This window comes from Tractidigestivibacter sp. (genome assembly GCF_057241865.1).
The window spans coordinates 65,195-79,130 of the sequence record NZ_DBHHPX010000003.1 but is presented as its reverse complement, the minus strand read 5'-3'; the positions used below and the strand labels follow the sequence as shown (position 1 = coordinate 79,130).

Below are 13,936 nucleotides of genomic sequence, written 5' to 3'. Positions count from 1 at the left end.
TGCCGTCGGTGGTGGAGCGCTTGGAGTCGGAGTCCCAGGTCGGGCGCGTCAGGTGGCCGGAGGCAAGCGGGCTGTACGGCGTGATGCTGACGCCGTACTGGCGGCAGACAGGAATCATCTCGCGCTCGTCCTCACGGTAGAGCAGGTTGTAGTGGCACTGCATGCTGCTGAAGCGGGTCCAGCCGTTTTGGTCCGCGACGACCTGCATGTTGTGGAACTGGTACGCGTACATGGCGCTGGCGCCCAGCGCGCGGACCTTGCCGGCTTTCACCAGGCCGTCGAGCGCCTCCGTGGTCTCCTCGATCGGCGTGTCGTAATCGAAGCGGTGGATGATGTAGAGGTCCAGGTAGTCGGCGCCAAGACGCTTGAGCGTACCCTTGATCTCGCGCTCGATTGCCGCGCGAGAAAGGCAACCCTCGTTGAAGTAGACCTTGCTGGCCAGCACGACGTCCTCGCGCCTGACGCCCAGGTTCTTGAGCGACTGGCCGATGAACTCCTCGCTGGTGCCGTGTGCGTATACGTTGGCGGTATCGAAGAAGTTGACGCCCCTCTCGATCGCCTCCTTTATGACCGCCTGCGTTGCGGGCTGGTCGATCACCCACTGGTGGAAGTCGGGAAACACCTTGCCAAAGCTCATGCCGCCGATGCAGATGCGGCTGATCCTGATGCCCGTCTGGCCGAGGTTCGTGTACTCCATGGGGCTCCTCTCACTTTGCCTGTGTCCAGTCTACGGTCGGGTGTCTGCTATGTGAAATGCCTCTTTCTATAACTTTGATATGCATAGGACGTATCTCAAAGTCTATTTGACTCTCCCTCACGCGTAATGGCAAGGCAGCCGTCGTGGTGATGAACGCCGAGGCATTTGACCGAGCCATGTCTCTCAGGGACGAGGTTCGTCAGAGGGAACTAGCCGTTTACGACGGCCTCATGCGTGGTTATCAGGATGTTCTTGATGGCAAGACGATTCCCGCTGCGGATGCCATTTCGCGCATACGCGCGGAGAGGGGTTGGAAGTGATGGCTTCCAAACGTTCACAGGGACTTGACCGCGAGCCTTCTAAAGTTCTCCTTACGGATTATGCGGAGACCTTTCTGGACGAGAACATTCTTTTAGAGCGTACGCTGGCCAGGATGGTCGAGGCGTTTCAGCTGCTAGGGGCTTATCCGTTTGTGGGGTCTGACTACAGTCCAGACTACCCGGCTGCTCACCCTCCGTTTCCATGCCGTCACTTACACGTGTCGGATACTCCGTTCACGCTGCACTACATCGTTGATGAGGGTGTCCGCATGGTCACAGTCTTCGACGTTGAGTGGAGTGCCGGAGACCCGAAGCGCAGATTCCGGCACCCGCAGTTCGGGCTTTAACGTGTCAGGGGCTTTACGCGTTTCTCCCCAGCCGGGCCCCATTGAGCACCTTGAGCCATCCGCGAAGCCCGTCGATGGCATGCTCGGGGGGTCTCGGGTGCCGTCGCCTCTGCAGCTACGAGCAGGTAGACGTCGCGGAAGCGGCAGTCCGCCGTGTACAGGCGGTTCGTGCGGTCCAGAAAGGCCTTCATCTGGCCGCCCATCTCGTTTGTGTCGATGAACCGCACCTCCTGGCAGCCCATATGCCTGAGATGATCCAAGAAGGCATCCGTGTCGCCGCATCTTGCCTTCGAGAAGATGTCGTGTGTTGCGAGGGGCAGCCCCTTCTTTCCAGGCTGTCATTGCGGTCAATTAGTTAGAATAAGTTAACTATAAATGTCTTAGAGGGTTGGGGAGAGACGAATTCCACCATGAAGGCGCAGTGGGAGCCCAAGCGTGGGCCGAGTGCGGTAATGCATGTGAATGCCGATGGCTTTGAGGCAACATTTTATGAGCCGCACGAGAGCAGGCATCCCGGGAAGGCACTTATCTTCGTGGGCGGCAGTGACGGCTCCTACTACTTCGTGAAAGCGATGGCTGACAAGTTTGCAAGCGCGGGTCTCGCGAGTATGGCGCTTGCGTATTGGAACCTGCCCGAACTGCCCCGGGCAATCAGCCATGTGCCGCTGGAGTTTGTGGAGCGCGCGGCCACGAGGCTCAACGCGCTTGGCTACCAAAAGGTGGGCGTATGGGGCATCTCCATGGGCAGCCTTCTCGCATTGCTTTCGGGGGTCTATCTTCCAGGGCTTGTCAGCTGCGTTATTGCCGTGAGCCCAGGTGATGCCTGCACCCAGGGCATGAGCCAGGGGAAGACGTACCCCGGTTCTGCATTCTCATTTCGCGAGGAGGACATCCCCTGGGTGCCCCTTGACCTACATATGGGGCGTGTCGTGTGCGACAGTCTCCGTCTTGGCAGTATGAGCGTGCAGTCGTGCTATAGGCATAAGGACCAGGCACCTGCGGAGGCCTTCATCCCGGTGGAGAAAATCCAGGGTCCCATCCTGCTGCAGACGCCGGAGGACGATTCCATGTGGCCCTCGGCAAAGTCGTGTGACGCCATGATGGCACGTCTGGACGCGGCGGGCTTTGCCTATCCGCACGAGTGCATTCGCTACCGGTATGCCAGCCACCTTCTAGTGCCCGTGCAACTGCGTTCGAAGCGATTGTTCAAGATGGAGCGAAGGCACCCCGACGAGTGCTGGGCCTCGGCCCAGAAGTCGCTCGTGGATGCGCTGCGATTTGTGGGGGAGTGCTGGTAATCAACCCCCTGCTGCGCAAGGTGTGCTACGCATGTCATCGATACGTCCTGGAAGGGAAGGACCGCCATCCCATTGGGCAGGTGTTTGAGGCTGCACAATTGCATCCAATGGTGTGGGCTGAATATCTCGAGCAGGGCGCAGATTGCCCTTCCCCTGATGCCAAGCACCACCTGGATGGGCTGCTCTGCTCGCCGTCGTCTGCGCGTCTGGCCTCTTGCACCAGCTGTCGCAGGTTGCGCGAGAAGCGCCCGCGGTCCTCGCCGGTGAATGCTGCCGGCCCTTTGGCCCTGCCCTCGGAACGTCTGACCCTCTTCTCCTCGTGGCGGATGAACATCATGAGTCCATGGTCAGGGGTTGTACGCGTGTCCGCGCACGCCGATGGCGCGGGCGGCTCGGCCTAGCACGATGCCCGCTAGGCCGATGTCCTGGGTAATCGCCACGTCGTTGGACGTGAGTGACGAGACAATCGGGAAGTCCGCCGAGTCTGCGCCGATGCCTGCCTGCGGCGTGCTCACCCAGAAGCTGCGGTCTGGGTGCTCGGGGCCCCTCGTCTTTTCTTGTGTGCAAGGACAGCATTACTGCAAGGCGGTTTTCAGCTCAGGGCGCAGCATCACGTGACGATGGCGACACAGACCTGGAGTCAATCCGGCATCGGGGGAGTGTTCCTCTCCGCTCTGGCCTGCGGGGATAGGTGTTGCGGCGCTGAAGAGCTCAAGGCTCAGCTGTGTGTGGTCCGTGTCTTTCAGGGGATTCTTGCAGGGGAGCGCCCTTGGGCCAACGCGTTCGTGGGGCTGGCAGCGCTCATCTAGGAAGTTGACGTCCCTCGGTGTCAGTTTAACGGTGAGGGCACGCACCGCGTCACCCACACGACTCGGCTTGTCGTAGCCCACGATGGCGGCGGTGACACCCTTGGCCCAATGCTAAGCCAGGGTACGTCTGCGACCTTATGCGCCCAGCTCTTGCGTCGCGAACTCTCTGAAGCCAGGCAAGGCAAAGTGCACAACGCCACGTGATACCTGCTCTATCACGCCTGCCGCCAGGAGGCGGCTGCGGTACTTGGAGGCATAGCGGCTCTCGACGCCCATGCGTCCGGCGATGTCGGCGATGCGACTCTCCCTGCTGTCTGCAAGCATTGCCTCAACAAAGCGAAGGTCTATGTCAGAGAGCTCTCTATACGTTGGGGCTAGGATTCTCCGTGTGAAGTCCTCCCGCGCGTCGCGAATCCCCTGCCGGGCATCAGCAAGACTGATTTCATTGTGCAGCTCCGAGGCCTGCCAGCTTCTAAACCCAACTAGCTGCAGCATATAGGGGTATCCACCGATTGCTTGCACGCAAGCGTCAAGCGCACCCTTGGTAGCTTTGCGACCTCCGATGGCGGCGGTCTCGCTGAAGGCGTTTCGCACATCGGCATCCGCTATCGTGCCCAGCATGTGACGCTGAGCCCTGCGTAAGAATGAGACGCTCCTATCGTTGAGAAGCCCACTGATATTGTGGGGAAGGCCTGCCATCACCAGGGAGACCCGCTTCTGCTCGCGTACAAAGAGCTGGTAAATGGCGGCAAGGCTGACCATCTCGTCCAAAGATGCCACAGCCTCGTCGACTGTAATGAGAAGGCCAAGGTCAGCGTTCTGGAGCTCCTCTATGAGCTCCTCCATACGTGTCCGCCAGTTCTGTTCCTGGACAGGTGCCGCACTCCAGCTTGCACTCACAGGTCCTACGCCTATCCCCGTAAGCCGAGATATTCCTTTGGCCTTGTTGCCAAAGGCTCTTTCGCAGGCGAGACACGTCTGCTGGTAGATGTCTTCCAGCATTCCCGGCATTGCCACAGCGTTGACGCCCATCCAGCCTTGGCTGGATGCCTCATTGGCAAGGTAAGAGAGGAGGGCGGTCTTCCCGGATCCTCGGGGTCCGACGAGAATGCTGGACAGGTTGGGGTTGCCGCGTCCCTGCTCGAAGGCCTCGAGGAATTCTCTTCGGATGTTCTGGCGTCCTGCCATTACCAGAGGGACGCTGCCGAACTCCGGCGTGAAGGGATTCGGAGTAGCCATATGTGACCTTTCGCCTTGTTCGCCACTGCGGGCAAGGTGCCCAAGCGCGCTCACCAAGCGTACACGCCTCATCAACTGCGAGATGTCCCTTCGCGGTGTCGTCTGACGCGGTGCCTCCTGCAAAGACAATGCCATTCAACCGGGCCTTATTGAACGCCTTGAGCTAGCCGCGCAGGTTGCCAATCGCATGCTCGGGTGCCTCGGACGCTGTTGCCTCGCAGTTGTGAGCAGACCATGCGTCGCGGAAGCGGCATTCCACCGCATACGGGCAGTTCGTACGGTCCAGAATGACTTTCGGATGGGCGTTGAGAGGCACGAGCTCCACCTCATGATCCACCTGACGGGCTTCATCGGCAAATGCCCTCGCAAGGATGTTGGGGCTGCCATGCAGCCGCGGACTCGTGCCCACCATCAGCGTCTTCTCTGACATTGCGCGCCCCCTTGCCGCTTCCATCGTCCCACCTGTCTCCAGCAGGGGCCTGCGAGCATTGCCCGGCCAGCGCCGATGAGGCCCGTCCCTGTCCTTCAGCAGTTGCTTTGCCTGGCTGGTCGTGCGAACGCCGCCAGCAAGCATGGCGGCGTGTGAATGGCTTGCCGCACCGCTGTGGACATGTCAGAGGACCAGCCGGGTTCGCGGTGGCCCCGACACATATAGACGTTCGTTCCGTCCGCGAGGTCTACCAGGTCAACGCCCTCGCGCTTCAAGAAATGTGCAGCTTGAGCCGCGCCTGCAATGGTGCTCCCGCCCAAGGCGCAGTTGCTGCCACCCAGTCGAACCGAGATGGGGAGGCCCTCCCCCACGGCAAGGCACGTCTTTTGCAGCATCTCTACCAGGAAACGTGTCCGGTTCTGGATGCTCCTCGACCCGCATTCGTCGGATTGAACGTTGGTGAGCAGCAAGGAGAGCTGGCCGAGCAGATATCCATGGCTGGAGTAGAGTTCCACGCCATCGTCGCCAGTGCGCCCCACGTGCTGTGCCGCGGCGGCAAACCCATCCTTTAACGAGATTTCATCTGTTATGTACGAGATCTCATCTGTTGAGAACTCGTGACTAGTGCTGCCCGCAGTATGTAGGCTGCCGGCCGAATCCATAAAACCGTGCTCGCTGATGATGAGCCCTACCAGTGGATCTCTGGCAAATGCCTCGTAGTGCGCAAATGTCAAATCGAAAGACCTTGGCACATCGAGAAAAGTAGGCATGTCTGTTCTCAGGCCAAATCGAGAAAGCACGAAATGCGGCGTTGAACGGGGATGAGCATCATAGAGTGGCACGGACCAATCGTCAGGCCTCAGGCGAATGCGGACAGCCTGTCTGTCGAGGTGATTGCCGGCTGCACGCACAACAGCCGCACCTTATGCAACTTCGGAATCTTGGCAGGGGACCTTGGGTTGGGAATTTGGCGCATGGGGAGCATCTGCTCTGACCTTGCGAGCCCCGTTGTCCCCGCACGCATGGATTCCGGGGATGATTGCTCGAGCATCTCGGAGGTCCTTCCGTTTGCGGCAGAGGACGTTGCCGACGATGCGTCCAAACGTAGGAGGACGGATGTACACCCTCGAGGAGCAGGTCCCCTTCGCGTAGGCGATAGGGGCCGCCTTGGGCATCATCTCGGGGTCGTAGGCGGGGTACCCCCCGCTGGGATGGGGGCGGTGGGCATCTGCCTGTCAAGGGGTGGACGACCATGTCCATGACGCGCGGGGGCGAGTTCTCGGGGGCCAGGGCTCCGAGCGGGTGGGGGGCAGCGTCGGCTGGTCCCGCTGGAAGCGGTCGAACTTCGGGCCTGGCATGGGAAGGCCCCTTCATCCGGATGTCCCTATCCTATCAGATATTTATATATTGAATGGCAGATGCCCGTGGTTGGCTCAGCCCAGTGACTCATGTGGCTCGATGCCTAATCAAAAAAGGGGCGGAGCCGTCTCTGACTCCGCCTCATGCGGGGCGGTATCTTCTGATACAGCCCCATGAAGTCGCTAATCAACCGGTACCTCGAGATTGTTTCCTTGCGATGAACTGTTCGGTCGGCATGCGTGCATTCCAGGGTCCGGCGCGCTACAGTGTGCGCCAATCGAATAGCAACACCCAAACCATCGAGGCGGAAGGTAGGCGCCAGCGCACGCACAGAGAGTCCGGGATGCTGGGATCCGGGCCGGAATGCGGGACGTTGATTGGGCCGCCGAGGGCGCACCGAAAGGGGGCATCCGCTCCCCAGTAGTATGCGACGTCAGGCACGCGTCAGCTGCCAGGGGCGTGATGGCGCCCCCAAGCGCACGGGCGGGAGCCTGTGAATCAAGGTGGCACCGCGAGCCCATGCCTGGGCCCGTCCTTGACTCAACTGCTGTGCAGAAGAAGTCGGGGACGGGCCCATTTTCCCGTCTCCGGGGAAGGGAGGCGGGACATGCGCCCAACGCTTGCGGACGTGCGCGAGGTTGCAGAGACGGGCGGCTACCGCCGCGTGCCGGTCTGCCGCGAGATGCTCTCGGATGGCCTCACGACCATCCAGGCGGTAAGAAGGCTTAAGCGGGCAAGCCATCATGTCTTCCTGCTCGAGAGCGCGGAGCCGGACGAGAGGGGCGGCCGCTATTCGTTCCTGGGGCTCGACCCCACGATGGAGATCACCTGCCTCGACGGGGTGCTGCATGTGCGGTGCGGCACGGAGGAAGGGAAGGGCGGCGTCGCAGAAAAGACGGTCGACCATCCCGGCGCGTTCCTGCGCGAGGTGCTGGCCGCCCACAGGAGCCCGCAGCTCGAGGGCATGCCGCCCTTCGCGGGCGGCCTCGTCGGCTACTTCTCCTATGACTACCTGAAGTACGCGGAGCCGGTGCTCAGGGGCGGCGAGGCCGAGCATGCGGACTTCCCGGACATGGACCTCATGCTCTTCGACTCCGTCATCGCCTTCGACTCCTACAGGAGCCGCGTCGTCCTCATCGCAGGCGTCGAGGTTCCGCAGGACGGCTCGGAGGGGAAGCTGGAAGAGGCCTATGCGGCAGCAGGGCGGACGATCGCGCGCATGGGGGAGGTCCTGCGCCACGGCAAGGAGGCCACGTTCGAGCCGCTGAAGCTCGCAAGCCCTCTCGAGCCGCGCTTTACCAAGGAGCGCTACTGCGAGATGGTCAGGAAGGCCAAGCGCCACATCCACGAGGGGGACATCTTCCAGGTCGTGCTCTCGGACCCTGTCTGCGCCGAGGCGGAGGGCAGCCTCTTCGATACGTACAGGCTCCTGCGCGCGGAGAACCCGAGCCCCTACATGTTCTACCTCGCGAGCGACACGCTCGAGCTCGCGGGCGCGAGCCCCGAGACGCTCGCAAGGCTCACGGACGGCAGGCTCTTCACCTATCCCCTGGCGGGCACCCGCCCCCGCGGCAGGACGCCGGAGGAGGACAGGGCACTCGAGGAGGGGCTCCTGGCAGACGAGAAGGAGCTCGCCGAGCACGACATGCTCGTCGACCTCGGCAGGAACGACCTCGGAAAGATCGCTGAGCTGGGCAGCGTCCATGTGGACGAGTCCCACAGGGTCCTGCGCCTCTCCCACGTGATGCACATCGGCTCGACGGTGAGCGCCCGGATCGCGGAGGGCCATGACGCGGTGGATGCCGTCGATGCGATCCTTCCTGCGGGCACGCTCTCGGGAGCGCCGAAGATCCGTGCCTGCCAGATCATCCGCGAGCTCGAGGGCAGGAAGCGCGGCATCTACGGCGGCGCCATCGGATACCTCGACTTTGCCGGGAACCTCGACACCTGCATCGGCATCCGCCTTGCCTACAAGAAGGACGGCGAGGTCTGCGTCCAGTCCGGTGCCGGCATCGTCGCAGACAGCGTGCCCGAGCGCGAGTTCGAGGAGTGCCGGAACAAGGCGCGTGCCGTCGTCGTCGCGCTCGAGGCATCCGAGGGAGGGGTTGCCTGATGCTTGTCCTCATCGATTCCTACGATTCGTTCTCCTACAACCTCTACCAGCTCTTCGGAGCGCTCGATTCCGATATCAAGGTGTTCAGGAACGACGAGATTACGGTAGAGGAGCTGGGTGCGCTCGACCTTGGTGCCCTCATCCTCTCGCCGGGACCGGGACGTCCGAAGGATGCGGGCATCCTGGAAGATGCGGTGCGTGCCTTCTCGGGCGAGGTCCCCATCCTGGGCGTCTGCCTGGGGCACCAGGCCATCGTCGAGGCCTTCGGCGGCGTCGTCACCTATGCGCCCGAGCCCATGCACGGCAAGGCATCGCTCACCACGCTCGAAAGCTCCTGCCCCCTCTTCTCGGGCATCGAGTCTCCCACCATGGTCGCCCGCTACCACTCGCTCGCGGCAGACGAGAAGGCATTGCCCACCTGCCTGAAGGTCGTGGCGAGGGCAGATGACGGGCAGGTCATGGCCGTCCAGCACACCGAGCATCCGACCTTCGGTGTCCAGTTCCACCCCGAGTCCGTCATGACCCCAGAAGGCCCTGCCATGGCTGAGAATTTCCTAAAGATAGCCAGGCGATGGCGGGAGGGGAGGGCCCAAGACGTCCTTTGGAATCTGAGGAGCACAGAGTGGCTGCAGGATGCAGCAGGATGAAAGGATCAAGACCATGATCAAGGAAGCCATCGAGAAGATCGTCAGCAAGGAAGACCTCACGTACGACGAGGCCTATGCGACAATGCGCGAGATCATGGGCGGCGAGACGACACCGACCCAGAATGCGGCATTCCTCGCTGCGCTCTCGACGAAGTCTACGAAGGCAGAGACGATCGACGAGATCTCGGGCTGCGCAGCTGCGATGCGCGAGCTCGCGACGCCGGTCGAGCATGAGGGCACCGAGACGCTCGAGATCGTCGGCACGGGCGGCGACCGCTCGAACACGTTCAACATCTCGACGACGGCAGCACTCATCTGTGCCGGTGCCGGCGCCAAGGTGACGAAGCACGGCAACCGTGCCGCAAGCTCGAAGTGCGGCACGGCCGACTGCCTCGAGGCACTCGGTGTGAACCTTGACCAGGATCCGGACAAGGTCAGGGAAGAGCTTGCCTCCTGCGGTATGAGCTTCCTCTTCGCACAGCGCTACCACGCAGCGATGCGCCATGTCGGCCCCATCAGGAAGGAGCTCGGCATCAGGACCGTCTTCAATATCCTGGGGCCGCTCACGAACCCGGCAAGGCCGGCGTTCTTCCTGCTCGGAGTCTATGACGGATACCTCGTCGAGCCCATCGCAAAGGTGCTCTCGAACCTCGGCGTGAGGCGTGCCCTTGTCGTCTACGGCGAGGACCGCATGGACGAGGTCTCGCTCTCCGCTCCGACTATGGTCTGCGAGTTCAAGGACGGCTACTATCGCACGTTCGAGATCAAGCCGGAAGACTATGGCTTCACCCGCTGTCAGAAGGAAGACCTCCTCGGCGGCACGCCGGAGGAGAATGCAGCAACGGTCCGCTCCATCCTTGCGGGAGAAGACCGTGGGCCCAAGCGCGACGCCGCTGTCCTCAATGCCGGTGCTGCCCTCTACGTGGCAGAACTCGCAGACAGCATTGCCGACGGCGTGAGGCTTGCGGAGAAGACGATCGATTCGGGTGCTGCACTTGCCACGCTCGATGCCTTCATCGAGGAGAGCAACCGCTGATGGAGCGTGAAGTTCCCACGCCGCTGCCTCGTCCCGAAGGCAATGTGCTCGAGGCAATCGCTGCACGCACGAGGCAGCGCGTCGCCGAGGAAAAGGAGGCACGTCCGCTCGAAGATGCTGAGGCAGGTGCCCGTGTACGTGCAGCGGCAGAGCTGGCTCGTGATGGCAAGTTCACCTTCCCCTTCGAGCAGGCGCTTAGGCGCCCGGGCACGTCCCTCGTCTGCGAGGTCAAGCGTGCCTCTCCCTCGAAGGGCCTCATTGCGGCAGACTTCGACCCTGTCGCAATCGCTGGCCAGTACGAGGAAGCAGGCGCAGCTGCGATCAGCTGCCTCACGGAGCCGTATTGGTTCCTCGGCAGGGACGAGTACCTTGCAGCTATCGCAGAGGCTGTGAGCATCCCGGTGCTCAGGAAGGATTTCGTCGTCGACGAGTACATGATCTTCCGGGCAAAGGAGCTGGGCGCCTCGGCCGTGCTTCTGATCTGCTCGATCCTCTCGGACGAGGAGCTGGCCTCGTTCGTGGCGCTCGCGCACCAGCTTGGCATGTCGGCGCTCGTCGAGGCCTATGAGCCTAAGGAGGTGCCACGCGCCCTGGCCGCAGGGGCCCGTGCCGTTGGCGCCAACAACCGCGACCTCAGGACCTTTGCGGTCGACTTCGGACGGAGCCTCGCGCTTCGCCCCTTGGTCGGACCCGAGCGCATCTTCGTCTCGGAGAGCGGCGTCAGGACGGCGGAAGATGTCGCGCGCCTTCGTCAGGGCGGCGTCGACGCCGTGCTTGTCGGCGAGGCGCTCATGCGGAAGGACGATAGGGGAGCAGCGCTTCATGAGCTGGACGGAAGGGGGAGGCAAGCTTGAGCGCTACCAAGACCAAGCTCTGCGGGATGTTCAGACCAGAGGACATAGCTGCCGTGAATGCCGCACGTCCCGACTTCTGCGGCTTCGTCGTCGACTGCCCCCGCTCGAAGAGGAACGTAAGCCCCGAGAGGGCGGCAGAGCTCGCCTCCGGGCTCGATCGTGGCATCCAGGCCGTCGGGGTCTTCGTGGACGAGCCAAAGGAGACCATCGCCCGTCTGGCGAAGAGCTCCCTTTCAGCCGTACAGCTCCATGGGCACGAGGATGAGGCCTATATCCAAGAGCTCAGGGGGCTCGTGGATGTCCCCATCTGGCAGGCCTTCAAGGTAGGGGGCGCAGAGGACCTGGCGGCTGCCAAGAAGAGCGCGGCAGACAGGGTCCTGCTCGATTCCGGCGCGGGGAGCGGGAAGACGTTCGACTGGACGCTTCTCGCAGATGTCGGCAGGCCCTATGTGCTTGCAGGGGGTCTGGGTCCCACAAACGTGGCTGCGGCTGTGGAGCTGCTCCATCCCTGGGCCGTGGACATGAGCTCCGGCATCGAGACAGACGGTGTGAAGGACCCGGCAAAGATGCGTGCGGCAGTTGCTGCCGTACGCAGTGCAGCGTAGATACGAACTACAGGAATCGAGGAAAGAGCGCATGCCTAATTCTCAGCAATCGCGTGGGCGCTTCGGCGAGCATGGGGGGCAGTACATCCCTGAGACCCTCATGAACGCCGTGATCGAGCTCGAGGATGCCTATACGCGCTACAAGGACGATCCGAAATTCAATGCCGAAATGAAGGACCTGCTCGACAACTATGCGAACAGGCCGTCGCTTCTCTACTTCGCGAAGAACATGACAGAGGACCTCGGCGGTGCCAAGGTCTACCTCAAGCGCGAGGACCTGAACCACACGGGTGCCCACAAGATCAACAACGCGCTCGGCCAGGCACTCCTTGCCAAGCACATGGGCAAGGCCCGCCTCATCGCCGAGACGGGGGCCGGCCAGCACGGCGTCGCCACGGCGACCGTCGCCGCCCTCCTCGGCATGGGGTGCGTCGTCTACATGGGCGTGCATGACATGGGGCGCCAGGCCCTGAACGTCTACCGCATGCGCCTCCTCGGCGCCGAGGTCAGGGGCGTCTCGTCCGGCACCGGCACCCTCAAGGACGCCGTCTCCGAGGCCATGCGCGAGTGGGCGAGCAGGGTCGGCGACACGCACTACCTCATCGGCTCCACGATGGGCCCGCACCCGTTCCCGACGATCGTCCGCGACTTCCAGGCCGTGATCGGCCGCGAGGCGCGTGCCCAGATCCTCGAGAAGGAGGGCAGGCTCCCCTCTGCGGTCATCGCCTGCGTCGGCGGCGGCTCGAACGCCATGGGCAGCTTCTACCACTTCATCGGCGACGAGGGCGTGCGCCTCATCGGCTGCGAGGCGGCAGGGCGCGGCATCCACACGAGGGAGACGGCCGCCACGATCGAGACCGGGCGCGTCGGCATCCTCCACGGCATGAAGTCCTACTTCTGCCAGGACGAGCACGGCCAGATCGCTCCTGTCCATTCGATCAGCGCCGGCCTCGACTATCCGGGCGTCGGCCCCGAGCATGCCTGGCTCCACGATGCGGGACGTGCCGAGTACGTGGGCATCACGGACGACGAGGCGGTGGGCGCCCTCGAGTGCCTGTCGCGCACGGAGGGCATCATCCCCGCCATCGAGAGCGCCCACGCGGTGGCCTACGCGATGAAGCTCGTGCCGACGATGGGGAGGGACGAGTCCGTCATCGTCACCCTGTCAGGACGCGGCGACAAGGATGTCGCTGCCATCGCACGCTATAGGGGGGAGGACCTCCATGACTAGGATGCAAGACGCCTTCACGGCCCAGGACGGCTCGCGCAGGAAGGCCTTCATCCCCTTCATCACCTGCGGGGACCCGACGCTTTCCTTCACCGGGGATGCCCTTCTCGCGATGCAGGAGGCAGGAGCGGACCTGATCGAGCTCGGCATCCCGTTCTCGGACCCCACGGCAGAGGGCCCCGTCATCCAGGAGGCGAACATCAGGGCGCTTGCGGGCGGCGTCACGGCGGACAGGGCCTTCGGGATGGTGAAGGAGGTGCGTGGCCGTGGGCTCGCGGTGCCGCTCGTGTTCATGACCTACGCGAACGTCGTCTTCGGCTATGGGACCGGGCGCTTCGCTGCCAGGGCGGCTGAGGCAGGCGTCCAGGGCGCCATCCTGCCGGACGTTCCCTTCGAGGAGAGGGAGGAGTTCTCAGAACCCTTGGCAAAGGAGGGGCTCGAGCTCGTGAGCCTCATCGCCCCCACCTCGCATGGCAGGGTCCGCATGATTGCCCGCGAGGCGAGGGGCTTCGTCTACTGCGTGAGCTCGCTCGGCGTCACGGGCGTGCGCTCGGAGATCGCGACCGGCATCGGGGCCATGGTGGAGCTCGTGAGGGAGGGGACCGACGTGCCGGTGGCGGTGGGATTCGGCATCTCCACGCCCGGGCAGGCTGCCAAGATGGCAGGGCTCTCGGACGGTGCGATCGTCGGCTCCGCCATCGTGCGGCTTGTGGCAGAGCACGGGGAGGGTGCCGTGCCGTATGTGGCCGAGTACGTGAGGTCCATGGCAGACGCGGTGCACAGCGCCTGAATGAGCCAACGACAAGCCATGCAATAGGCGGACGCCCTGGAGAGTGCATCTCCAGGGCGCCTCTGATGAATAATGCGCTGTCCACTCGCTGCTGGATGGCACCCTTCTCCAAGGTGGCATTCGCGTTCGCGGCCATCTGTTCTGCCGGGCCGCTTTCTATTCGC

General features: G+C 63.0%; 14 protein-coding genes and 1 pseudogene. 10 read left to right on the top strand and 5 right to left on the bottom strand.

Annotated features, from left to right (window positions below):
* Positions 1-10: 10 nt before the first annotated feature.
* A pseudogene (locus tag ACO59D_RS01885) lies at positions 11-697 on the bottom strand (aldo/keto reductase); the annotation flags it as partial.
* Positions 698-846: 149 nt separating this feature from the next.
* Here ACO59D_RS01885 and ACO59D_RS01880 point away from each other — a divergent pair.
* Complete coding sequence (locus ACO59D_RS01880) at positions 847-1,017, top strand: hypothetical protein (protein WP_485125532.1); 171 nt, start codon at positions 847-849, stop codon at positions 1,015-1,017.
* Between the two features lie 757 nt (positions 1,018-1,774).
* Complete coding sequence (locus ACO59D_RS01875) at positions 1,775-2,662, top strand: acyl-CoA thioester hydrolase/BAAT C-terminal domain-containing protein (protein WP_485125531.1); 888 nt, start codon at positions 1,775-1,777, stop codon at positions 2,660-2,662.
* Between the two features lie 347 nt (positions 2,663-3,009).
* Here the strand turns inward: ACO59D_RS01875 and ACO59D_RS01870 are convergent, their stop codons facing one another.
* The gene (locus ACO59D_RS01870) at positions 3,010-3,177 is read right to left on the bottom strand and encodes a DUF188 domain-containing protein (protein ID WP_485125530.1); all 168 of its coding nucleotides are present in this window, start codon (positions 3,175-3,177) and stop codon (positions 3,010-3,012) included.
* A 105-nt stretch (positions 3,178-3,282) separates the two neighbouring features.
* On the opposite strand from ACO59D_RS01870, the gene ACO59D_RS01865 reads away from it, so the two are divergent.
* Entirely contained in the window at positions 3,283-3,471 is a 189-nt protein-coding gene (locus tag ACO59D_RS01865) for a hypothetical protein (protein WP_485125529.1), read from the top strand.
* Between the two features lie 135 nt (positions 3,472-3,606).
* On the opposite strand, the gene ACO59D_RS01860 is transcribed toward ACO59D_RS01865, so the two are convergent.
* From ACO59D_RS01860 to ACO59D_RS01850, 3 genes are all read right to left on the bottom strand, one after another.
* Complete coding sequence (locus ACO59D_RS01860) at positions 3,607-4,710, bottom strand: AAA family ATPase (protein WP_485125528.1); 1,104 nt, start codon at positions 4,708-4,710, stop codon at positions 3,607-3,609.
* Positions 4,711-4,873: 163 nt separating this feature from the next.
* Positions 4,874-5,140 carry a flavodoxin family protein gene (locus tag ACO59D_RS01855; RefSeq protein WP_130811172.1) on the bottom strand — a complete coding sequence of 89 codons (267 nt, stop codon included), beginning with the start codon at positions 5,138-5,140 and terminating at the stop codon, positions 4,874-4,876.
* 95 nt (positions 5,141-5,235) lie between these two features.
* Positions 5,236-5,982, bottom strand: coding sequence for an oxidoreductase (locus ACO59D_RS01850; protein ID WP_485125527.1), 747 nt, complete (start codon positions 5,980-5,982; stop codon positions 5,236-5,238).
* A gap of 1,124 nt (positions 5,983-7,106) precedes the next feature.
* Here ACO59D_RS01850 and ACO59D_RS01845 point away from each other — a divergent pair.
* The 7 genes from ACO59D_RS01845 to trpA are packed head-to-tail and all read left to right on the top strand — an operon-like array spanning position 7,107 to position 13,772.
* Entirely contained in the window at positions 7,107-8,612 is a 1,506-nt protein-coding gene (locus tag ACO59D_RS01845) for an anthranilate synthase component I family protein (protein ID WP_485125526.1), read from the top strand.
* Positions 8,612-9,259: an anthranilate synthase component II gene (locus tag ACO59D_RS01840; protein ID WP_485125525.1), complete on the top strand. Its 648-nt coding sequence runs from the start codon at positions 8,612-8,614 to the stop codon at positions 9,257-9,259. The genes ACO59D_RS01845 and ACO59D_RS01840 overlap by 1 nt, the downstream gene beginning before the upstream one ends.
* Positions 9,246-10,295 carry an anthranilate phosphoribosyltransferase gene (trpD, locus tag ACO59D_RS01835; protein WP_485125524.1) on the top strand — a complete coding sequence of 350 codons (1,050 nt, stop codon included), beginning with the start codon at positions 9,246-9,248 and terminating at the stop codon, positions 10,293-10,295. The genes ACO59D_RS01840 and trpD overlap by 14 nt, the downstream gene beginning before the upstream one ends.
* Complete coding sequence (gene trpC / locus ACO59D_RS01830) at positions 10,295-11,149, top strand: indole-3-glycerol phosphate synthase TrpC (protein ID WP_485125523.1); 855 nt, start codon at positions 10,295-10,297, stop codon at positions 11,147-11,149. Before trpD ends, trpC begins: the two co-directional genes overlap by 1 nt.
* Positions 11,146-11,754 (top strand): phosphoribosylanthranilate isomerase, encoded by a 609-nt coding sequence (locus ACO59D_RS01825; RefSeq protein WP_485125522.1) that lies wholly within the window; start codon positions 11,146-11,148, stop codon positions 11,752-11,754. Before trpC ends, ACO59D_RS01825 begins: the two co-directional genes overlap by 4 nt.
* A 31-nt stretch (positions 11,755-11,785) precedes the next feature.
* A complete protein-coding gene (gene trpB, locus ACO59D_RS01820) occupies positions 11,786-12,985 on the top strand; it encodes a tryptophan synthase subunit beta (RefSeq protein ID WP_485125521.1) in 1,200 nt (399 codons plus the stop codon).
* Positions 12,978-13,772, top strand: a complete 795-nt coding sequence (gene trpA / locus ACO59D_RS01815) for a tryptophan synthase subunit alpha (RefSeq protein ID WP_485125520.1) — start codon at positions 12,978-12,980, stop codon at positions 13,770-13,772. The genes trpB and trpA overlap by 8 nt, the downstream gene beginning before the upstream one ends.
* The last annotated feature ends 164 nt before the right edge of the window (positions 13,773-13,936 follow it).